The sequence below is a fragment of the Ruegeria sp. BK1 genome (assembly GCF_056535645.1).
This window is the reverse complement of sequence record NZ_JBQFIS010000001.1, coordinates 3,338,597-3,359,964: the sequence shown is the minus strand read 5'-3', so window position 1 is coordinate 3,359,964 and position 21,368 is coordinate 3,338,597. Positions and strand designations below refer to the sequence as shown.

The window sequence follows — 21,368 nt, the reverse complement described above, 5'->3', positions numbered from 1 at the left end:
GAATCCGAGGCCGCAAGATTGGGAGCGTGTAACAGGGTTGGGGGTGGGTGTCTATAGGTCGAGGTAAATTTGACTATCTACAGGTTTCAAAGAATAAGGCTTCAAGAACACACCAAAGAAAACACAACTTAGTGAAGAATTAGCTTGGGGTTTTTTTCATCTCTAGGCGTGATTTTGTATTTTTTCCTGATGCGGTCAATTTTTCGCTGTATGATTTTATCGTATTCGAAGACTTCTTTGCGACAAGCATCCCAAGCTTTGCACGCTTGCGGAAACTCTTTTCCGAAAGTTCGGAGAAAAATTGCGCCAGGCGCCCTAAGTTTCTCCCAATTCTTCGCGCGCTCCCTCTCGAAGTAGAGACATTTGTTTTGTTTGAACTCGTCCCGAATTTGTTCACACGTCTTCGTAACCACAAACATCTTTTTAGAAAGGTCTTTGTCCAATCTCTGCGCAGCTTCCCCAATTTTTTTTCCGGTTTCTATGGCCTGCTGAATAGTAGTGACTGTACGTGGAACTTTTACTCGAAATTTCTTTATCTCTTTAACAACCCTCAATAAATCCTTGCACATGGGGTCTTTTGAAACCGGCTTGCAGAGCTTCTCAAGAGCCTCCAGCCTGTCAAATGTCTGATCATATTTTTTTCGGATCTTCTCCAGATCTTTGTTGAGATCTTTAATTAAGTCGTCGAATTCATTTTTTGACATCGGCCCAAACTCCATAAGCAACTTACTTAAAGTGTTGAAATTCAAATTGTTCAGTAAAGCTATCAACAGCGAGTTACAGTGGTCAACAAGGCTCGCCGTTCAGAAACCCTTTTCATCTTTCCCTGCGACAACAGCTCACCCCAAAGACCGCCTGCGGCACAGCGGCTCGGACTCCACCGCGATCCGCTGCTTGAGCTTGATATGCCCCAGCACCTCGCGAAAGGCGCGGTGTTTGGGTTTGCCTTCCAGATAATCCGCCAGTTTGAGCAGGTTGATCGGGTGCTTCGCAATCAGCTCTTCGATCCGCTGCACCGCGTCGTCCAACTCATAGTGATCCACGTACTGACAGGCCACCTGTGTGGGCGTCAGCAGACAGTAGTCCTGCGGGCGTTTCTCGGTATAGCGCACAATGTCGAAAGGCGACGCGCCGAGTGCGTGGAACTTAGGGATATGCACCCGCATATCGGCCTCGGCGTGCTCCAGCACGGTGCCGGAGGTCTGCCGGAAGCCCAAGGGGCCAAGCTTGCCGACCACATGGTGACGCATCGCCGGAGAGATCATGTCCACATCTGCCCGGTCGTATTTCAGATCATCGAACACCGACAGCAGCCCTAGCTTCTCATCGGCAATCTGGAAATAGGGCTCGGCACTGAACGCCCGCATCTGCTCCAGCACCTGCGCACGCACAGTTTCAGGGTCTGAAACGAAATCGGCCCCGGCGGGTTGAACCGCCGAGGCCGTGAATAGTCGCAGTAAGCGTCGGATCAAAGACCGGTGCTCACGTCGATTGTGTTGCCCTCTTCCAGGGTCACATATGCTTTTTTGACGTCTTTCCGACGACCCAGCTGGCCGCGGAACCGCTTGACCTTGCCTTTGGTCACGGTGGTGTTCACCGCTTTGACCTTCACACCAAACAGCGCCTCAACGGCCTCTTTGATCTGCGGCTTGTTGCTGTCGATCGCCACTTCAAAGACAACCGCGCCATTTTCAGACGCCATGGTCGACTTTTCAGTGATGATCGGCTTGCGGATCACGTCGTAGTGTTCTGCCTTCGCGCTCATTTCAGACGAGCCTCCAGTGCTTCGACAGCCGCTTTGGTGAGCACCAGAGTGTCACGCTTGAGGATGTCATAGACGTTTGCGCCCATCGACGGCAGGATATCCAGACCTTCGATGTTCTTGGACGCTTTCAGGAACCCTTCGTTCACGGACGCGCCGTCGATGACCAGAGCGCGTTTCCAGCCCAGGTTTGCAACCTGTTTGGCCAGAGCGGCGGTCTTGCCTTCGGCTTCGGCGTTCTCGATCACAACCAGTTCACCTGCCTTGGCTTTGGCCGACAAAGCGTGGCGCAGGCCAAGCTTGCGGAACTTCTTGGGCAGGTCGTGGCCGTGCGAACGCGGGGTCGGGCCCTTGTAGATACCACCCTTGCGGAAGATCGGCGCGTTGCGGTCACCATGGCGTGCGCCACCGGTGCCCTTTTGACGATAGATCTTCTTGGTCGAGTAGCTGGTTTCCGAACGGGTCTTTACCTTGTGGGTGCCGGCCTGCGCGTTGTTGCGCTGCCAACGGACCACACGGTGCAGGATGTCCGCGCGCGGCTCGAGACCGAACAGATCGGCGTTCAGCTCGATGTCGCCGGCTTTGCCGCCGTCCAGTTTGATTACATCAAGTTTCATGCTTCACCACCTTCCGCGGGAGCTTCTTCCGCAGGTGCTTCGGTTGCAGCCGATTTCACAGCAGCCGGGAAAGGCAGGCCTTCCGGTGCTTTCTTCTTCACGGCGTCCTTGACGGTGACCCAGCCCGATTTCGGTCCGGGAACGGCGCCTTTGATGAAGACCAGGTTCCGGTCGGCGTCGGTTTTGACGACTTCCAGGTTCTGGGTGGTAACACGGGCAGCACCCATGTGACCGGCCATCTTCTTGCCTTTGAATACCTTGCCCGGGTCCTGACACTGACCGGTCGAACCGTGCGAACGGTGGCTGATCGAAACACCGTGCGAGGCGCGCAGACCACCAAAGTTCCAGCGCTTCATCGCACCGGCAAAGCCTTTACCGATCGAGGTACCCGAAACGTCAACTTTCTGACCTTCCAGGAAGTGTTCTGCCGAAATCTCGGCGCCCACATCGATCAGGCCATCTTCCGACACACGGAACTCGGCCAGCTTACGCTTGGGCTCAACCTTGGCAGCGGCGTAGTGACCGCGCATGGCTTTCGAGGTGCGTTTTGCCTTGGCAGCACCGGCGCCCAGCTGAACAGCGGTGTAGCCGTCTTTGTCAGCGGTACGCTGTGCAACAACCTGCAAGTTGTCCAGGTGAAGAACGGTCACAGGGATCTGCTTGCCGTCTTCCATGAACAGGCGGGTCATGCCGACTTTTTTTGCGATAATACCAGAGCGCATAATCTATACCCTCCGATCTTACGACTGCAGCTTGATCTCGACGTCCACACCAGCAGCGAGGTCGAGCTTCATCAGCGCGTCAACGGTCTGGGGGGTCGGATCAACGATGTCGAGCAGACGCTTGTGCGTGCGGATCTCGAACTGGTCGCGGGATTTCTTGTCAACGTGAGGGCCACGGAGAACCGTGAACTTCTCAATCTTGTTCGGCAGCGGGATCGGGCCGCGCACGTTCGCGCCGGTCCGCTTGGCAGTGTTGACGATCTCTTGCGTGCTGGCATCCAGAACGCGATAGTCAAATGCCTTCAGCCGAATACGGATGTTTTGGCTTTGCATAGATACAGCCTTTTATCAGGCGTTGAGGTTGAGAGGAGGACAGACGCGCATCGCCAACCCTCTTCGAACCCAAAAGGCGGGAATCACCCCGCCTTGATGTTCTTAGTGAGAACTCGCGCGTATTAGTGGGGTTGGTGTGGTTTGGCAAGGGGTAATTGACCCAAGCCCATAAGGTATGCCTATCAGTAACAGCGATTCCCAGCGGGAAGCAAATTTCGAAACAGAAGCATCTATTGAAGAACCTGTCCCAGCTGTTTCAATCGAGCTTGTGGCAAGGCCAAACGCTGTGCCAAGGCAACATTACCTTCCAACAACGCCAGACAAATTTCCTCTTCCAGTTGGGTTGCAAGTTGTTGCACCAATACTGCCGCCTCGGCTTTCGTGGTACTCTCACTAATTGTCAGGTTTCGGCTCGAATTGTTCGTCGAGATGTGTGGCATCGTTTTTATCCTGATTGATCTCGCAATTCAGTTTACCCTTGGCAGAGAACCGATGCCGTTGACTTATCGTTGTTTTATCGTTGAGTTTGAGAGATCGCATTGGAGGCGTGCATGGGGCAATGGGTGCTGAATCTGAACGATGGCAAACTGTCATCGGAACAGGGAAATGCGTCGCTGTCTCCGAAGGCGACCGATATATTAGCTCTTTTGGTAGCCAAACCCGGCGTTGTGTTGTCTCGCGAGGAGATACTTCACGCAGTCTGGAAAGACCTGAACGTGAGCCCAGATCTGGTACGAGAGTATATTTTTGAAATTCGAAAAGCGCTTGGCGACAAGGCTAAAGACTCGCAATACATAGAAACGGTGGGGCGGCGCGGTTTCCGTTTGATCGGTCAGATCTCTGTTCAGTCTGGCGAAGACAGACCTTCATTTCACCGACGCCGAAATCTTCAACCGGACACATTGCCGACAGTAAAGTTCTGCCAATCATATGACGGCACATCCATCGCACACACGGCATCGGGTGAGGGTTACCCATTGCTAATTTCCGGGAGTTGGATGACACATCTGGAACAAGACTGGCAGAATCCAGCGTATGGCGATTATATTCGACACTTGTCGCAAAATTTTTCTGTCATTCGGTATGATCAGCGTGGCAACGGCCTGTCGCAATGGGCCAATGTTGACATTAGTTTCGACCGAATGGTCGACGATATGGAAGTGGTGGTCGACGCTTACGGCTTTGAAAAAGTCGCAATACTGGGATTGTCGCAAGGCGCATCTGTGTCTGTCGCATACGCACTCCGCCACCCTTCGCGAATTTCACACCTGATCCTTAGCGGTGGATATCCACGTGGGCGAAGACAACGTGGCAACAGGATGGAATTTGAAGAAAGCGAGGCCCTCGTACAACTTATCCGTACCAGTTGGGGAAACGACAACCCCGCGATACGACAGATTCTGACTACGATGTTCATGCCGGACGCGACCAAAGAGGAAACGCAATGGTTCAACGAGTTTCAAAAGCTGTGTGGCCCTGCGGAAAACATCGCGCAGTTTCGGGCGCTTTTTGACGATATTAATGTGTCCGGTCTTTTGCCACAGGTCACCGTGCCAACATTAGTCATCCACAGTGATAGAGATGCAGTTGCCCCACTTTCCGAGGGAAAATTGCTGGCGTCCAAAATTCCAAATGCACTATTCGTGCAATTGAACAGCCCGAACCACTTGCTCTTTGAGGCCGAACCAGATTTCACGAGAATGATCGCCAGTATCCGCGATTTTGTTGAAGTCCCAAACAACTAGAAACAACAAGTCATCGGCAGAAGTATCTGTTGTTTCCGCAACGTTATTTCAAACAAAAAGGGCGCCCCGAGGGACGCCCTTTCTGTCTGATCATTCGCTTGCGCGAATTATTCAGTGATTTTCGACACAACGCCGGCGCCGACGGTGCGGCCGCCTTCGCGGATCGCGAAGCGCAGGCCCTGCTCCATCGCGATCGGCGCGATCAGCTCAACGCCGAACGACACGTTGTCGCCAGGCATGACCATCTCGGTGCCTTCCGCCAGGGTCACGGTGCCGGTCACGTCAGTTGTACGGAAGTAGAACTGAGGACGGTAGTTCGCGAAGAACGGAGTGTGACGACCGCCTTCTTCCTTGGTCAGGATATAGGCTTCGGCTTCGAACTTGGTGTGCGGTGTAACCGAACCCGGCTTACACAGAACCTGACCACGCTCAACGCCGTCACGGTCAACACCACGCAGCAGCGCGCCGATGTTGTCGCCCGCTTCACCGCGGTCCAGCAGCTTGCGGAACATTTCAACGCCGGTGCAGGTGGTTTTCGAAGTGTCGCGGATGCCGACGATTTCAATCTCGTCGCCAACGTTGATCACGCCACGCTCAACACGACCGGTCACAACGGTACCACGGCCCGAGATCGAGAACACGTCTTCGATCGGCATCAGGAACGGCTGGTCAACAGCGCGCTCGGGGGTGTCGATATACTCATCAACGGCCGCCATTAGTTCCTTGATCTTCTCTTCGCCGATTTCAGGGTTGTTGCCTTCCATCGCGGCCAGAGCCGAACCTGCAACGATCGGAATATCGTCGCCGGGGTATTCGTACGAAGACAGCAGCTCGCGGATTTCCATTTCCACCAGTTCCAGCAGCTCTTCGTCGTCAACCTGGTCAACTTTGTTCATGAACACGACCATCTTCGGGATGCCAACCTGGCGGCCCAGCAGGATGTGCTCGCGGGTTTGCGGCATCGGGCCGTCAGCGGCGTTCACAACCAGGATCGCGCCGTCCATCTGGGCAGCACCGGTGATCATGTTCTTGACGTAGTCGGCGTGGCCGGGGCAGTCAACGTGCGCATAGTGGCGGTTCTCGGTCTCGTATTCCACGTGGGCGGTCGAGATGGTGATACCGCGCGCTTTCTCTTCCGGCGCACCGTCAATCTGGTCATACGCTTTGAAGTCACCGAAATACTTGGTGATCGCTGCGGTCAGCGTGGTTTTACCATGGTCAACGTGGCCGATCGTGCCGATGTTGACGTGCGGTTTTGTACGCTCAAACTTTTCCTTTGCCATGATGGCCTCCTTTTTCGGTAATGAAGGGAGCCCGTGAACCGGACTCCCTCAAATCTTTGGTTATGCGTATTTCGCCTGGATCTCGTCCGAGATGTTCTGCGGAACCGGATCGTAGTGATCGAACTGCATGGTGAACTGGGCACGGCCCGACGACATCGAACGCAGAGTGTTGATGTAGCCGAACATGTTCGCCAGCGGAACGAACGCATCGATCGCGATCGCGTTGCCGCGCGGTTCCTGACCAGACACCTGGCCACGACGCGAGGTCAGGTCGCCGATGATACCGCCGGTATATTCTTCCGGAGTGATCACTTCGACCTTCATGATCGGTTCCAACAGTTTCGCGCCAGCTTTGCGCATGCCTTCACGCATACACATACGGGCCGCGATTTCGAACGCCAGAACGCTCGAGTCAACGTCGTGGAACTTACCGTCCAGCAGGGCAACCTTGAAGTCGATCACGGGGAAGCCAGCGAGCGGGCCGCTATCCATGACCGAGTTGATGCCTTTTTCAACACCCGGGATGTATTCCTTCGGAACGGCACCACCAACGATGCGGCTTTCGAACGAATAACCTTCGCCTGGCTCGGTCGGCTGGATTTCCAGCTTAACTTCACCGAACTGACCCGAACCACCCGACTGTTTCTTGTGGGTGTAGGTGTGTTCAACCGGCATCGAGATGGTTTCACGATAGGCCACCTGCGGTGCACCAATGTTCGCTTCAACCTTGAACTCGCGCTTCAGACGGTCAACCAGGATGTCCAGGTGAAGTTCGCCCATGCCCTTCATGATGGTCTGACCGGATTCCAGGTCAGTTTCCACACGGAAGGACGGGTCTTCGGCGGCCAGACGGGCCAGACCCTGGGACATCTTCTCTTGGTCGCCCTTGGTTTTGGGCTCAACCGCGATCTCGATCACCGGATCGGGGAAGGTCATGGTTTCCAGAACCACCGGATCCTTCGCGTCACACAGGGTGTCACCGGTGGTGGTGTCTTTCAGACCCGCCAGCGCGATGATGTCGCCTGCAAACGCTTCTTCGATCTCTTCCCGGTTGTTCGAGTGCATCATCATCATACGACCGATGCGCTCTTTCTTACCTTTGGTCGAGTTCAGGATCGAGTCACCCTTGTTCATGGTGCCCGAGTAGATCCGGGTGAAGGTCAGCGAGCCAACGAAGGGGTCGTTCATGATTTTGAACGCCAGACCCGAGAAGGCCATGTCGTCATCAGCACGACGGGCGATGTCACGAACTTCTTCCTCGTCGCCGGGTTTGAAGCCCATGTAATCAACAACGTCCAGCGGGCTGGGCAGATAGTCGATCACAGCGTTGAGCAGAGGCTGAACGCCTTTGTTCTTGAACGCCGAACCACCCAGAACCGGAACAAACGCGATGTCCAGAGTACCTTTGCGTAGCAGGGCGCGCAGGGTCGGAACGTCGGGCTCATTGCCTTCCAGGTATTCCATCATCGCGTCGTCGTCCATTTCGACGGCCGCTTCGATCATCTTGCCGCGCCATTCGTCAGCCATGTCTTTCAGGCTGTCGCGGATCGGAGCTTTGATCCAGCTTGCGCCCAGATCTTCGCCCTGCCACAGCCATTCTTCCATGGTGACCAGGTCGATCAGACCTTCCAGCTCGGACTCGGCGCCGATCGGAATACCAACCGGAACAGCGCGTGCGCCGGTGCGGTCTTCGATCATGCGAACGCAGTTGAAGAAGTCTGCGCCGATCTTGTCCATCTTGTTGACGAAAACCATACGCGGAACCTTGTAGCGGTCAGCCTGACGCCACACGGTTTCGGTCTGGGGCTCAACACCGGCGTTTGCGTCCAGAACGCAGACGGCACCGTCGAGAACCGCCAGCGAACGCTCAACTTCGATGGTGAAGTCAACGTGGCCGGGGGTGTCGATGATGTTCAGGCGGTGCTTAGGGGTATCGGCGGTTTTACCGTCCTCGGTGCGCTCCCAGAAAGTGGTGGTCGCAGCCGAAGTGATGGTGATGCCGCGTTCCTGCTCCTGCTCCATCCAGTCCATGGTGGCTGCACCATCGTGCACCTCACCGATGTTGTGAGATTTACCAGTGTAATACAGGATACGCTCCGAGCAGGTGGTCTTACCTGCGTCGATGTGCGCCATGATACCGAAGTTACGGTATAGTTCGAGCGGATATTCGCGTGCCATTTTGGATAAGCCTCTGGATTACCAACGGTAGTGGCTGAAGGCTTTGTTCGCCTCGGCCATCTTGTGGGTGTCTTCGCGCTTCTTCACGGCAGTACCGCGGGACTGTACAGCGTCCAGCAGCTCACCGGCGAGGCGTTCTTCCATGGTGTTTTCGTTGCGACCGCGCGCGGCGGTGATCAGCCAGCGGATGGCCAGTGCTTCGCGGCGCTCGGGGCGTACTTCGACCGGAACCTGATAGGTTGCACCACCAACCCGGCGCGAGCGAACCTCGACCGACGGTTTGATGTTGTCGAGCGCTTCGTGGAACACTTCGACAGGTGCGCGCTTGATTTTGTTCTCAACGCGGTCAAACGCGTTGTAAACGATGCGCTCTGCGACCGACTTCTTGCCGTCGATCATCAGGTTGTTCATGAATTTGGTCAGAACCTTGTCGCCAAATTTGGCGTCAGGCAGGACTTCGCGTTTTTCGGCGGCGTGACGACGTGACATATCAGCCTCTCCTTCTTACTTGGGACGCTTCGCGCCGTATTTCGAACGACGTTGCTTACGGTCTTTGACGCCCTGAGTATCCAGAACACCGCGCAGGATGTGGTAACGCACACCGGGAAGGTCTTTTACACGGCCGCCACGGATCAGAACAACCGAGTGCTCCTGCAGGTTGTGGCTTTCACCGGGGATGTACGAGATGACCTCGAACCCGTTGGTCAGGCGCACTTTGGCAACCTTACGCATAGCCGAGTTCGGCTTTTTCGGTGTGGTGGTATACACACGGGTGCAGACGCCGCGTTTCTGCGGGCACTGCTCCAGGTGCATGGACTTCGAGCGTTTTACTTTGGGCTGCCGCGGTTTGCGGATCAGCTGTTGAATAGTTGGCATTCCGGTTTCTTCCCCGTTTTGCAACACACATGACATGCACGCGCATTGCGTGCGGTTAAACTTTGCTGCGCTCATGCGTCCACAAGCGCAAAACCCGCGAGCGTTCCCATTCCGAGGTGAACGTCGCGGTTGGTTATCAGAGGACGCGAACTGCAAAATTGTCCGGGTCTTGACCAGTCCATTACTGAGATCGGTTTTGGGGCGGCCCCCGGTACCGAGATGGGCGCGTAATAGGGGGAGTCGGCGCAAGTGTCAACAGTACACCGGACCCACCGCACGACAGGCCGCTTTGCGCTGATATATCCGGTCCGATTGTCGGCCGCCAGTACTGCTGACCGTTGCGAGTTCGCGACCGCAGGGGCATAGTCAGCCACAACGCCACGCACTACGGATGACCCATGCAAATCATCGGCCTGTGCCGCTTTTCCTACCCCGCCCATGGCGGCTTTCAGGTCGAACATGACACGATCGTGGAACGGCGCGCCTATCTCTACCACCCTACCCGGCTGGAAGAGAGGTTTCGCCTGTTCGAAACCACCACCCTGCCCTGTCTGCGCGAACAGACGGATGAGGATTTCCAATTGCTCATCGTGATCGGGGATTGCCTACCGAAACCCGCCTTTGATCGGCTGCACGACCTGACCACAGGCATGAAGCAGGTGCAGATCATCGCCCGTCGCCCCATGCGCCACCGCCGGGTGATGAAAGAGATCCTGAACGCCGCACGTCACGATCCCAACATGCCCTGCATCCAATTCCGGCATGATGATGACGACGCCGTGTCGGTGGATTTCGTCGAACGGCTACGTATCGCCGCTGACGAAGGCGGCGCGCTGATGCGCAACCACAAAACGGTTGCCATCGACTATAACCAAGGGTTTCTGGCACGGTTCGGGCCCGAGGGCATTCACGCCGCGCAGGTGTTTCAACCGCTGCTGGGGATCGGGTTTGCCATGTACGTGCGGGGTGGAAGTGATCTGACAATCATGAATTTTGGGCATCACCGGATCGGTAACTACATGCCGGTGATCAGCTATCCAGACGCGCCGATGTGGGTGCGCACGCTGAATTCGTTCAACGATTCACCCCATGCCCGCAAAAGCAACACTCAGCTTGCCCCCCTGACCCCCGAACAAGAGGGCGAGTTCATCGCCCGCTTTGCCATCGATCAGGACGCCGTGCGTCGGGTTCACTCGGGCGGGTGAACTGCCCGCTCACGGAATAGGGTGAAAAGCCCGGCACCCACGACCAGCGCGGCACCTGCCATGGTTACAGCGTCTGGCCAGTCTCCGAACACGACCCAACCCAAACCCAGGGCCCAAAGCAAGCTGGAGTAACGAAACGGCGCGATGAACCCCACATCGCCCTCGCGCATAACCATGACGCTGAACAGATAGCCCATCAGTACAAACACTGCCGCCGTCCCCACCATCACGCCCGCTCCGGGCGAAACTGGCACCCAACCTGTTGATACGGTCGCAATCGAGGCCGAAACGGTGATGGTGACGCTTGTGGCCAGCGTCACAACCAGCGACGGCACTTCACTGGACATGCGCCGCGTGATTAGATCCCGCACCGTGACCGAGATCACGGCGATCAGTGCGTAAATCGCATAGATGCTAAACCCCTCCGGACCTGGTCGGACGATCAGCAGCATCCCCACAAACCCCATCCCGATAGCCAGAATGCGCCGCCACCCGATCTGTTCGCGAAAAAACAGAACCGCGCCCAAAGTCACGGTCAGCGGCAGTGCCTGCAAGACCGCCGTCACATTGGCAAGCGGCATATGCAGCAGAGCGGTCAGGAAAAAGAACGTGGCCGACAGTTCGGCCAGGCTACGCGCACCGATCAGCCACTTGTCATGTCGCGGGAAGTGCAAATGCAGCGCCCCCAGGTTGCGCGCCATAAGATACACAAGAACCGTCGCCAATACCCCGCGCATGGCCACCATCTGGAACAGAGGCACCTCGGCCCCTGCCAGCTTGATCAGCGTATCGTTGATGGTAAAGGCCGCCATACTGCCCATCATCAGTAGGGCGCCTTTTATGTTTGGGGTCATCCAAAGTTTCCAAAACTTCCAAATAGAAGACATTGGCAAGATCACGTCAGTTCTTGTCAAGACGTCTTTCCGCCAACCCATCGACGATATGCGAAAGAACAAAACACCTAGAAACTGGAAAATAATGTATACTGCTTTTGTTCAAACCGGTGCCTCGTAATGCGGAACGCTCGTCTGTTTGAAATCGGAGCAATCTCTGTCGGCGTTATCATTCTAACGCTCTCGATTATCTCGGCCGTTCTCTACTCAGTTTTGCTCGGAGCATTGCTGTGCATCCTTCTGACGGCTGCATTCGTATGGTATATCTATAACCACGACGCTTGGATCGTCAGCAGACTTTCTTCGGACGATAATCCGCTTATCCTGAATCTGTGCATGACGGGATTTGTTGGTCGGGTCCGTGCAATTACACGGTTTTTGCCGTCTTCACCCCGTTGTCGATTTTGCCTTGTGCCGTTTGAAGGATTGGGGAAAGCCCTGGGCATCAAACCTTCCTCCAAAAATCCCAACTTTTGCCAAAGCTGTTTCGCAGCTTTGCCTGCCGTAACCATCAATCTTGAGGTCGGAATTCTATTCGCCGATCTTCGAGGTTTTACGGCCTGGTCTGAATCTCATGCCCCTGACGAGGTAACCCGCGTGTTAACCCAGTTCTACGAGATCGCGACGCAAGAAATCACCCGCGATGACGCGATTGTGGAATATATCGGCGATCAGATTATGGCGATCTACCCCGTGCCATTGCCCTCACTAAGTGAGCACACGGCAGACAAGATGCTGGCAGCCGCAAAAAGGTTGGTGGCGGGCTTGGACAAAGGTAAGCTGCCACTTGATGTCGGGGTTGGCATGACACTGGGAACTGCAAACGTGGGTTCAATCCAGACCGGTGCAGCCAAAGACTTCACGGCGGTTGGTGACACTGTGAACATAGCCGCCCGCTTTCAAGCAGAAGCCGGACCGCGGGAACTGGTTTATTCCGAAGCCTTCTCTGAACATCTAACCAGTAAGCCTGAGATAGCCGAACAACGTACATTTAACCTCAAAGGCAAGGCTGATCCCGTTAAAGCGTATGTTTTGCGCGTTTGAATGAAGTCTGTCGCCTTCCAGCCCGACGCGTTTGCCCTTGACCCCAGAGGGCAAAAAGGCCCCTGCAATTTTGCAGAGGCCTTTTCTACTTCTCTATTTTCTTGATTTATTCGCGGCTTTCGGGGGCGTCGACCACGATGTCCAGCTCATCCCCGACCATGTCGTCATCGATCAGCGGCGCAGCCAGAGCAGCGGCGGCTTCGGCCTCTTCCCGGCGGGCTTCGATGACGACGTTGTCGCGGGTCTGGGCGACCTGACGCACGGCCTGAGTGGCACCACCGGTACCGGCGGGAATCAGACGACCGACGATGACGTTCTCTTTCAGGCCAACCAGCTTGTCTTTCTTGCCCTGAACCGAAGCTTCGGTCAGGACACGAGTGGTTTCCTGGAACGACGCCGCCGAGATGAACGAACGCGTTTGCAGCGAGGCTTTGGTGATCCCCAGAAGGATCGGTTCGCCCTGTGCCGGACGACCACCGCGGGCGATGGTCTTCTCGTTGGCCGCGTCGAACTCTTGCTTGTCGACATGCTCGCCTTTCAGCAGGGTGGTGTCGCCTGAATCCAGGATCTCCCACTTCTGCAGCATCTGGCGCACGATAACCTCGATGTGCTTATCGTTGATCTTCACGCCCTGCAGACGATACACGTCCTGCACCTCGTCGATCATGTAATCCGCCAGCGCTTCGACACCCATGATGGACAGGATGTCGTGCGGAGCCGGGTTACCGTCCATCAGGTATTCACCCTTCTGGATGAAGTCCCCTTCGGCGACCGGGATGTGCTTGCCCTTGGGCACCATGTATTCGATGGTCTCCATGGACTCGTCCGCCGGTTCGATGCTGATGCGGCGCTTGTTCTTGTAGTCGCGGCCAAAGCGCACGTAACCATCGGCTTCTGCGATGATCGCGTGGTCTTTTGGACGGCGGGCTTCGAACAGTTCGGCCACACGCGGCAGACCACCGGTGATATCCTTGGTCTTGGCACCTTCACGCGGGATACGCGCGACAACGTCACCGGCTTCGACGGTCTGACCGTCTTCGACCGACAGGATCGCATCCACCGACATCGGATAGTGAACCGGGTTGCCCGCGTCGTTGCGGACTGGTTCGCCATCTTCACCGACCAGAATGATCTCGGGCTTGAGGTCGCTGCCTTTGGGGGCCGCGCGCCAGTCGATCACGATCTTCTGGGTCATACCGGTTGCTTCGTCGGTCTCGTCGCGGACAGCAAGGCCCGAAACAAGGTCAACGTATTTCGCAGTACCGGCTTTCTCGGCGATGATCGGCAGAGTGTACGGATCCCATTCGAACAGCTTGTCGCCACGGGAAACGGTTGCGCCATCCTTGACGAACAGCTTGGATCCGTAACCCAGCTTGAAGCTGGCACGCTCTTCGCCGTGTTCGTCGTTGATAACCAGCTTCATGTTCCGGCCCATGACCAGGCTTTCGCCTGCGGCATTGATCAGAATCTGCGGGTTCTCGAACGCAACAACACCTTCCTGGTTGGCTTCCTGGAACGACTGCTGACCACCTTGCGCAACACCACCGATGTGGAAGGTCCGCATAGTCAGCTGAGTACCGGGTTCACCGATCGACTGCGCGGCGATGATGCCGACAGCTTCACCCGTGTTGACCATGGTGCCGCGTGCAAGGTCACGACCATAGCAGGTTGCACAGACGCCTTCCTCGGACTCACAGGTCAGAGGCGAACGGATGCGCATCGACGCAACACCGGCCTCGTCGATGGTGTCGGCCATACGTTCGTCGATCAGCTGACCTGCTGCGACGATCACCTCATCGGTGCCCGGACGCAGAACATCGTCAGCCGCCACACGGCCCAGCACACGTTCGGCCAGCGAGGCAACAACCTCACCGTCGTTCACGGCTGCTTCGGCTGTGATTGCACGCTCGGTGCCACAGTCGATCTCACGCACGATACAGTCCTGCGCCACGTCCACCAGACGACGGGTCAGGTACCCCGAGTTCGCCGTCTTCAGAGCGGTATCCGACAGACCCTTACGGGCACCGTGGGTCGAGTTGAAGTACTCGAGAACGGTCAGACCTTCTTTAAAGTTCGAGATGATCGGCGTTTCGATGATGTCACCGTTCGGCTTGGCCATCAGGCCGCGCATACCGCCCAGCTGTTTCATCTGAGTGACCGAGCCACGCGCACCCGAGTGGGCCATCATGTAGACCGAGTTCGGCTCTTGATCCGACCCGTCTTCGGCCTTGGCGACGTCCGAGATCGTGCTCATCATCGCCTCAGTCACGCGATCGTTACACTTCGACCAGGCATCGACAACTTTGTTGTACTTTTCGCCCTGAGTGATCAGGCCGTCCATGTACTGCTGTTCAAAGTCTTTCACCTGATTGCGGGTGTCATCGACGATGCCCCACTTGTCACCCGGAATGACCATGTCGTCCTTACCGAACGAGATGCCCGCCTTGAACGCCTCTTTGAAGCCCATCGACATGATCTGGTCACAGAAGATGACCGACTCTTTCTGACCGCAGTAACGGTAGACGGTGTCGATCACCTGCTGCACTTCTTTCTTCCGCAGCAGGCGGTTGACCAACTCGAACGGCGCCTTGTTGTTCATCGGCAGCAAGGCACCCAGACGCAGACGGCCCGGAGTGGTTTCATAACGCTTCTGAACTTCGTTGCCCTCGTCGTCGATCTGCGTGATCCGCGCGGTGATTTTCGAGTGCAGATGCACCTCACCCGCGTCCAGCGCGTGCTGAACTTCTTCGATCGAGCCAAAGACCTTGCCTTCGCCCGGCATGCCTTCGCGTTCCAGAGTCACGTAGTACAGACCCAGGATCATATCCTGCGACGGAACGATGATCGGCGCGCCGTTTGCAGGCGACAGAACGTTGTTCGTCGACATCATCAGAACACGCGCTTCCAGCTGCGCCTCAAGGCTCAGCGGGACGTGAACGGCCATCTGGTCACCGTCGAAGTCGGCGTTAAAGGCCGAACAGACCAGCGGGTGCAGCTGGATCGCTTTGCCTTCGATCAGGACCGGCTCGAACGCCTGAATGCCAAGACGGTGCAGCGTTGGCGCACGGTTCAGCATGACAGGGTGTTCGCGGATCACCTCGTCGAGGATATCCCAAACTTCGGGACGCTCTTTCTCGACCAGTTTCTTCGCCTGTTTCACGGTCGAAGACAGACCCTTGGCTTCAAGGCGCGAGTAGATGAACGGCTTGAACAGCTCCAGCGCCATCTTCTTGGGCAGACCACACTGGTGCAGCTTAAGCTCCGGACCGGTCACAATGACCGAACGGCCCGAGAAGTCGACGCGCTTACCCAGAAGGTTCTGACGGAAGCGACCCTGCTTACCTTTCAGCATGTCCGACAGCGATTTCAGCGGACGCTTGTTGGCGCCGGTGATCACGCGGCCACGACGGCCGTTGTCGAACAGAGCGTCAACGGATTCCTGCAGCATCCGCTTTTCGTTGCGGACGATGATGTCAGGTGCGCGCAGCTCGATCAGACGCTTCAGACGGTTGTTCCGGTTGATGACACGGCGATACAGATCGTTCAGATCCGACGTTGCGAAACGGCCACCATCCAGCGGAACCAGCGGACGCAGTTCCGGTGGAATGACCGGGATCACAGTCATCACCATCCACTCGGGCCGGTTGCCCGACTCAAGGAAGGATTCAACAACCTTCAGACGCTTGATGATCTTCTTGGGCTTCAGTTCGCCGGTTGCTTCGGCCAGATCAGCGCGCAGCTGCTCGGCTTCGGCTTCCAGATCGATCTGGGCCAGCATCTCACGGATGGCTTCGGCACCGATATTGGCGGTGAACGCGTCCATGCCATAGGCATCTTGCGCGTCCATGTACTCTTCTTCAGTCAGCATCTGGCCATAGGTCAGGTCGGTCAGACCGGGTTCGATGACGACGTAGTTTTCAAAGTACAGAACGCGTTCCAGATCGCGCAGCGTCATGTCCAGCATCAGACCGATGCGGGACGGCAGCGATTTCAGGAACCAGATATGCGCAACGGGCGCGGCCAGTTCGATATGGCCCATACGCTCACGGCGGACTTTTTGCAGGGTGACTTCCACACCGCATTTCTCGCAGACAACGCCGCGATATTTCATCCGCTTATATTTGCCGCACAGACATTCGTAATCTTTGATCGGGCCAAAGATACGCGCGCAGAACAGGCCGTCACGTTCAGGCTTGAACGTGCGGTAGTTGATGGTTTCGGGTTTCTTGATCTCGCCATAGGACCAAGACAGGATCCGCTCGGGCGACGCCAGCGAGACCTTAATCTCGTCAAAGACCTTCGGGGGCGTCAGCGGGTTGAACGGGTTGTTGGTGATTTCCTGGTTCATTTGTTACCTCAAATCTTGCGGAAGGGGGGACGGGAGAAAGGGCAGCGCCCTTACTCCTCAACCTCCGCATCCAGGAGTTCCATATTCAGGCCGAGGCCACGGACTTCTTTAACCAGAACGTTGAACGATTCCGGTACGCCCGCTTCAAAGTTATCCTCGCCCTTGACGATCGACTCATAGACCTTGGTCCGGCCGGCGACGTCATCCGATTTCACCGTCAGCATCTCCTGCAGGGTGTAGGCGGCGCCGTAAGCTTCCAGAGCCCAGACCTCCATCTCACCAAAGCGCTGACCACCGAACTGCGCCTTACCACCCAGCGGCTGCTGGGTAACCAGGCTGTACGGCCCGGTCGAACGCGCGTGGATCTTGTCGTCCACCAGGTGGTGCAGTTTCAGCAGGTACTTGATGCCCACGGTCACCGGACGTGCGAATTGCTCACCGGTACGACCGTCGAACAGAACCGACTGACCGCTTTCCGAGAAGCCCGCACGCACCAGCGCGTCGTTGACGTCTGCCTCTTTGGCTCCGTCAAAGACCGGGGTGGCGATCGGAACACCGCGGGTCACGTTGCCAGCAGCCTCGATCAGGCCATCCTCGTCCAGACCGGTGATGCCTTCTTCGTAGACATCCTCGCCATAGGCCAGTTTCATTGCCTCACGTACCGGGGTCAGATCGCCGGACCGGCGGTATTCACCCAGAGCGTCGTCGATGTTCAGACCCAGACCGCGCGCGGCCCAACCCATGTGGGTTTCAAGGATCTGACCAACGTTCATACGCGAAGGCACACCCAGCGGGTTCAGACAGAAGTCAACCGGCGTACCATCGGCCAGGAACGGCATGTCTTCCATCGGAACAACCTTGGAGATCACACCTTTGTTCCCGTGACGACCGGCCATCTTGTCGCCCGGCTGCAGCTTGCGCTTCACGGCGATGAAGACTTTGACCATTTTCATCACACCCGGCGGCAGGTCGTCGCCACGGCGGACTTTCTCGACCTTGTCCTCGAAACGAGCGTCCAGAGCACGCTTTTGCACTTCGTACTGCTCGTTCAGAGCCTCGACGATCTGTGCGTCCTGTTCGCCTTCCAGCGCCAGCTGCCACCACTGACCACGGGTCAGGGTTTCCAGCAGCTCCTCGGTGATCACCGACCCTGCCTTGACGCCTTTCGGGCCTTTGACAGCGGTTTTACCCAGGATCAGACCTTGCAGACGCGCATAGATGTTGCGGTCCAGGATCGCCAGCTCGTCGTCCCGGTCACGGGCCAGACGTTCGACTTCCTCACGCTCGATCTGCAGCGCACGCTCGTCTTTCTCGACGCCGTGACGGTTGAAGACGCGGACTTCAACGACCGTACCGTAATCGCCCGGCTTCACGCGCAGCGAGGTGTCGCGCACGTCAGATGCTTTTTCACCAAAGATGGCGCGCAGCAGCTTTTCTTCCGGGGTCATCGGGCTTTCGCCCTTCGGAGTGATCTTGCCGACCAGAATATCGCCCGGTTCAACATCCGCGCCGATGTAAACGATGCCCGCCTCGTCGAGGTTGCGCAGCGCTTCTTCACCGACGTTCGGGATGTCGCGGGTGATCTCTTCCGGACCCAGCTTGGTGTCACGGGCGGCGACTTCGAATTCCTCGATATGGACCGAGGTAAAGACGTCGTCACGCGCGATACGTTCACTGATCAGGATCGAGTCTTCGTAGTTGTAGCCGTTCCAGGGCATGAACGCGACGACCACGTTCTTACCAAGGGCCAGTTCACCCATATCGGTCGACGGACCATCAGCAATAACCTCGCCCTTCTGGACAGTGTCACCCACCTTGATCAGCGGACGCTGGTTGATGCAGGTGTTCTGGTTCGAACGCTGGAATTTGCGCAGACGATAGATGTCAACGCCAGCGTCGCCCAGTTCCAGATCCTCAGTCGCGCGGATAACGATACGCTGGGCATCGACCTGGTCGATGATACCGGCGCGTTTCGCCTGAATCGCAGCGCCCGAGTCAATCGCAACCTTTTCCTCAATGCCGGTACCAACCAGCGGTGCCTCGGCCCGCAGCAGCGGAACCGCCTGACGTTGCATGTTCGAGCCCATCAGAGCGCGGTTGGCGTCGTCATTTTCAAGGAACGGGATCAGCGATGCAGCGACCGACACCAGCTGTTTCGGCGACACGTCGATCAGGTCAACATTCTCGCGCGGGGCAAGGGTGTAGTCACCGGCCTGACGGGTCGACACCAGATCGTTGATGAACTTGCCATCCGCATCCAAAGTCGCGTTCGCCTGCGCCACGGTGTGACGCATTTCCTCGGTCGCGGACATGTAGTGAACCTCATCGGTCACCTCGGCGTCTTTAACGACGCGGTAGGGCGTTTCGATGAAGCCATACTTGTTCACGCGGGCGAAGGTGGCCAGCGAGTTGATCAGACCGATGTTCGGACCTTCAGGCGTTTCAATCGGGCACATCCGGCCGTAGTGGGTCGGGTGAACGTCGCGCACTTCAAAGCCTGCACGCTCACGTGTCAGACCACCGGGGCCAAGCGCCGAGAGGCGGCGTTTATGGGTGACTTCAGACAGAGGGTTGGTCTGGTCCATGAACTGAGACAGCTGCGACGAGCCGAAGAATTCACGAACAGCAGCCGCAGCCGGTTTCGCGTTGATCAGGTCCTGAGGCATGACGGTGTCGATCTCGACTGACGACATACGCTCTTTAATCGCGCGCTCCATGCGCAGCAGACCGACGCGGTACTGGTTCTCCATCAGTTCGCCCACCGAGCGCACACGACGGTTGCCGAGGTGGTCGATATCGTCCACGTCGCCTTTGCCGTCACGCAGCTCAACCAGCGCCTTGATGCAGGCCACGATGTCTTCGCGGCGCAGGGTACGCAGAGTGTCAGGCGCGTCCAGTGCCAGACGCATGTTCATTTTCACGCGGCCAACAGCGGACAGGTCATAGCGCTCGCTGTCGAAGAACAGCGTGTCGAACAGGGCCGAGGCCGCTTCGACGGTGGGCGGCTCACCCGGACGCATGACGCGGTAGATGTCCATCAGCGCGGTTTCGCGGCTCATGTTCTTGTCCTGAGCCATAGTGTTGCGCATGTAGGGACCGACATTAACGTTGTCGATGTCCAGAACCGGGATGTCGGTGATGCCCGCATCCATCAGGTCCTTGACGGTGCCACCGATCAGGTCGCCGTCCTTGTCGTATTCCAGAGTCAGCTCATCACCGGCTTCGACATAGATCGCGCCGTTTTCTTCGTTGATGATGTCCTTTGCGACATACTTGCCGACGATGTTGTCGAAGGGAACTAGCAGGTCGGTGACGTTGCCTTCGTCTATCAGCTTCTTCACGGCGCGCGGCGTGACTTTCTTGCCCGCTTCGGCAATCACTTCACCTGATTTCGCGTCGATCAGGTCGTATGTCGGACGGGTCCCGCGCACACGCTCTGGGAAGAACGGCGTGACCCAGCCTTTCTTCTTGTCCAGCTTGTAGGACACGGTGTTGTAATACGCGTCCATGATCGCTTCCTGATCCAGACCCAGTGCGTACAGCAGGGTGGTCACAGGCAGCTTGCGGCGACGGTCGATACGGGCGAACACGATGTCCTTGGCGTCGAACTCAAAGTCCAGCCAGCTGCCGCGATACGGGATGATGCGGCAGGCAAACAGCAGTTTACCGGACGAGTGGGTCTTGCCCTTGTCGTGGTCAAAGAACACACCGGGCGAGCGGTGCATCTGGCTGACGATTACACGCTCGGTGCCGTTCACGATGAACGTTCCGTTCGGTGTCATCAGGGGCATGTCGCCCATGAACACGTCCTGTTCCTTGATATCTTTGACCGACTTGGCGCCGGTGTCTTCATCGACATCAAACACGATCAGACGCAGAGTAACCTTCAGCGGCGCGCTGTAGGTCATGTCGCGCTGCATGCACTCTTCGACGTCATATTTGGGTTTTTCCAGATCGTATTTCACGAACTCCAGCACGGAGGTTTCGTTGAAATCCTTGATCGGGAAAACCGACTGGAACACGCCTTTGATGCCTTCGCCGTCTGTGGGCTGTTCTGCATCGCCGGAGCGCAGGAAAAGATCATATGAAGATTTCTGGACTTCAATGAGGTTCGGCATTTCCAAAACTTCGCGGATTTTGCCGTAATATTTACGAAGACGTTTCTGGCCAAGGAACGTTTGAGCCATGTCAGATGTCACCTTTCGATGTTCTCAGCGGGCAAAGACACCGTCGGGCCCCGGCATCTTGCACAATCGAGACGACACGTCCGGATCAATTCGTGGCCACCGTCCCGAAGGTGGCCTCCCGATCCGAAAACCGTGTCTTAGAAAACGCCCCAAGATATGAGGCCCTTTCTAAGAC

17 protein-coding genes are annotated in these 21,368 nt (G+C 56.8%); 3 read left to right on the top strand and 14 right to left on the bottom strand.

Going from position 1 to position 21,368, the window contains the following annotated elements:
* Nucleotides 1-128: 128 nt before the first annotated feature.
* The 7 genes from ACR3E7_RS16660 to ACR3E7_RS16630 all read right to left on the bottom strand — a co-directional run bounded on the left by ACR3E7_RS16660 (nucleotide 129) and on the right by ACR3E7_RS16630 (nucleotide 3,874).
* On the bottom strand, nucleotides 129-704 hold the full coding sequence (locus ACR3E7_RS16660) for a hypothetical protein (protein ID WP_480505998.1): 576 nt from the start codon (nucleotides 702-704) through the stop codon (nucleotides 129-131).
* A 135-nt stretch (nucleotides 705-839) separates the two neighbouring features.
* Nucleotides 840-1,472 (bottom strand): hypothetical protein, encoded by a 633-nt coding sequence (locus ACR3E7_RS16655; RefSeq protein WP_480506000.1) that lies wholly within the window; start codon nucleotides 1,470-1,472, stop codon nucleotides 840-842.
* On the bottom strand, nucleotides 1,469-1,765 hold the full coding sequence (locus ACR3E7_RS16650) for a 50S ribosomal protein L23 (protein ID WP_008757532.1): 297 nt from the start codon (nucleotides 1,763-1,765) through the stop codon (nucleotides 1,469-1,471). The genes ACR3E7_RS16655 and ACR3E7_RS16650 overlap by 4 nt, the downstream gene beginning before the upstream one ends.
* The gene (gene rplD / locus ACR3E7_RS16645; protein WP_480506002.1) at nucleotides 1,762-2,379 is read right to left on the bottom strand and encodes a 50S ribosomal protein L4; all 618 of its coding nucleotides are present in this window, start codon (nucleotides 2,377-2,379) and stop codon (nucleotides 1,762-1,764) included. The genes ACR3E7_RS16650 and rplD overlap by 4 nt, the downstream gene beginning before the upstream one ends.
* Complete coding sequence (gene rplC / locus ACR3E7_RS16640) at nucleotides 2,376-3,101, bottom strand: 50S ribosomal protein L3 (protein ID WP_008758167.1); 726 nt, start codon at nucleotides 3,099-3,101, stop codon at nucleotides 2,376-2,378. Before rplC ends, rplD begins: the two co-directional genes overlap by 4 nt.
* An 18-nt stretch (nucleotides 3,102-3,119) precedes the next feature.
* Nucleotides 3,120-3,434, bottom strand: a complete 315-nt coding sequence (gene rpsJ, locus ACR3E7_RS16635) for a 30S ribosomal protein S10 (protein ID WP_008756422.1) — start codon at nucleotides 3,432-3,434, stop codon at nucleotides 3,120-3,122.
* A 230-nt stretch (nucleotides 3,435-3,664) separates the two neighbouring features.
* Entirely contained in the window at nucleotides 3,665-3,874 is a 210-nt protein-coding gene (locus ACR3E7_RS16630) for a hypothetical protein (protein ID WP_480506004.1), read from the bottom strand.
* Nucleotides 3,875-3,985: 111 nt separating this feature from the next.
* Between ACR3E7_RS16630 and ACR3E7_RS16625 the strand changes: the two genes are divergently transcribed.
* Nucleotides 3,986-5,179: an alpha/beta hydrolase gene (locus tag ACR3E7_RS16625; RefSeq protein ID WP_480506006.1), complete on the top strand. Its 1,194-nt coding sequence runs from the start codon at nucleotides 3,986-3,988 to the stop codon at nucleotides 5,177-5,179.
* A 107-nt stretch (nucleotides 5,180-5,286) separates the two neighbouring features.
* Here ACR3E7_RS16625 and tuf read toward each other — a convergent pair whose 3' ends face one another.
* The 4 genes from tuf to rpsL are packed head-to-tail and all read right to left on the bottom strand — an operon-like array spanning nucleotide 5,287 to nucleotide 9,516.
* Entirely contained in the window at nucleotides 5,287-6,462 is a 1,176-nt protein-coding gene (tuf, locus tag ACR3E7_RS16620; protein ID WP_170356932.1) for an elongation factor Tu, read from the bottom strand.
* 60 nt (nucleotides 6,463-6,522) lie between these two features.
* On the bottom strand, nucleotides 6,523-8,640 hold the full coding sequence (gene fusA / locus ACR3E7_RS16615; protein ID WP_170774631.1) for an elongation factor G: 2,118 nt from the start codon (nucleotides 8,638-8,640) through the stop codon (nucleotides 6,523-6,525).
* An 18-nt stretch (nucleotides 8,641-8,658) separates the two neighbouring features.
* Nucleotides 8,659-9,129 carry a 30S ribosomal protein S7 gene (rpsG, locus tag ACR3E7_RS16610; protein ID WP_039529242.1) on the bottom strand — a complete coding sequence of 157 codons (471 nt, stop codon included), beginning with the start codon at nucleotides 9,127-9,129 and terminating at the stop codon, nucleotides 8,659-8,661.
* Nucleotides 9,130-9,144: 15 nt separating this feature from the next.
* Complete coding sequence (rpsL, locus tag ACR3E7_RS16605; protein ID WP_005621086.1) at nucleotides 9,145-9,516, bottom strand: 30S ribosomal protein S12; 372 nt, start codon at nucleotides 9,514-9,516, stop codon at nucleotides 9,145-9,147.
* A gap of 398 nt (nucleotides 9,517-9,914) precedes the next feature.
* Here rpsL and ACR3E7_RS16600 point away from each other — a divergent pair, with 398 nt between their 5' ends.
* Nucleotides 9,915-10,721, top strand: coding sequence for a putative rhamnosyl transferase (locus ACR3E7_RS16600; protein ID WP_480505907.1), 807 nt, complete (start codon nucleotides 9,915-9,917; stop codon nucleotides 10,719-10,721).
* Here ACR3E7_RS16600 and ACR3E7_RS16595 read toward each other — a convergent pair.
* The gene (locus ACR3E7_RS16595; protein WP_170783012.1) at nucleotides 10,706-11,575 is read right to left on the bottom strand and encodes a DMT family transporter; all 870 of its coding nucleotides are present in this window, start codon (nucleotides 11,573-11,575) and stop codon (nucleotides 10,706-10,708) included. The two genes, ACR3E7_RS16600 and ACR3E7_RS16595, sit on opposite strands and share 16 nt — an antisense overlap.
* 159 nt (nucleotides 11,576-11,734) lie before the next feature.
* Here ACR3E7_RS16595 and ACR3E7_RS16590 point away from each other — a divergent pair, with 159 nt between their 5' ends.
* On the top strand, nucleotides 11,735-12,658 hold the full coding sequence (locus ACR3E7_RS16590; protein ID WP_480505909.1) for an adenylate/guanylate cyclase domain-containing protein: 924 nt from the start codon (nucleotides 11,735-11,737) through the stop codon (nucleotides 12,656-12,658).
* 106 nt (nucleotides 12,659-12,764) lie between these two features.
* On the opposite strand, the gene rpoC is transcribed toward ACR3E7_RS16590, so the two are convergent.
* The gene (gene rpoC, locus ACR3E7_RS16585; protein WP_480505911.1) at nucleotides 12,765-17,006 is read right to left on the bottom strand and encodes a DNA-directed RNA polymerase subunit beta'; all 4,242 of its coding nucleotides are present in this window, start codon (nucleotides 17,004-17,006) and stop codon (nucleotides 12,765-12,767) included.
* A gap of 50 nt (nucleotides 17,007-17,056) precedes the next feature.
* Nucleotides 17,057-21,193: a DNA-directed RNA polymerase subunit beta gene (gene rpoB, locus ACR3E7_RS16580; RefSeq protein WP_480505913.1), complete on the bottom strand. Its 4,137-nt coding sequence runs from the start codon at nucleotides 21,191-21,193 to the stop codon at nucleotides 17,057-17,059.
* Nucleotides 21,194-21,368: the final 175 nt, after the last annotated feature.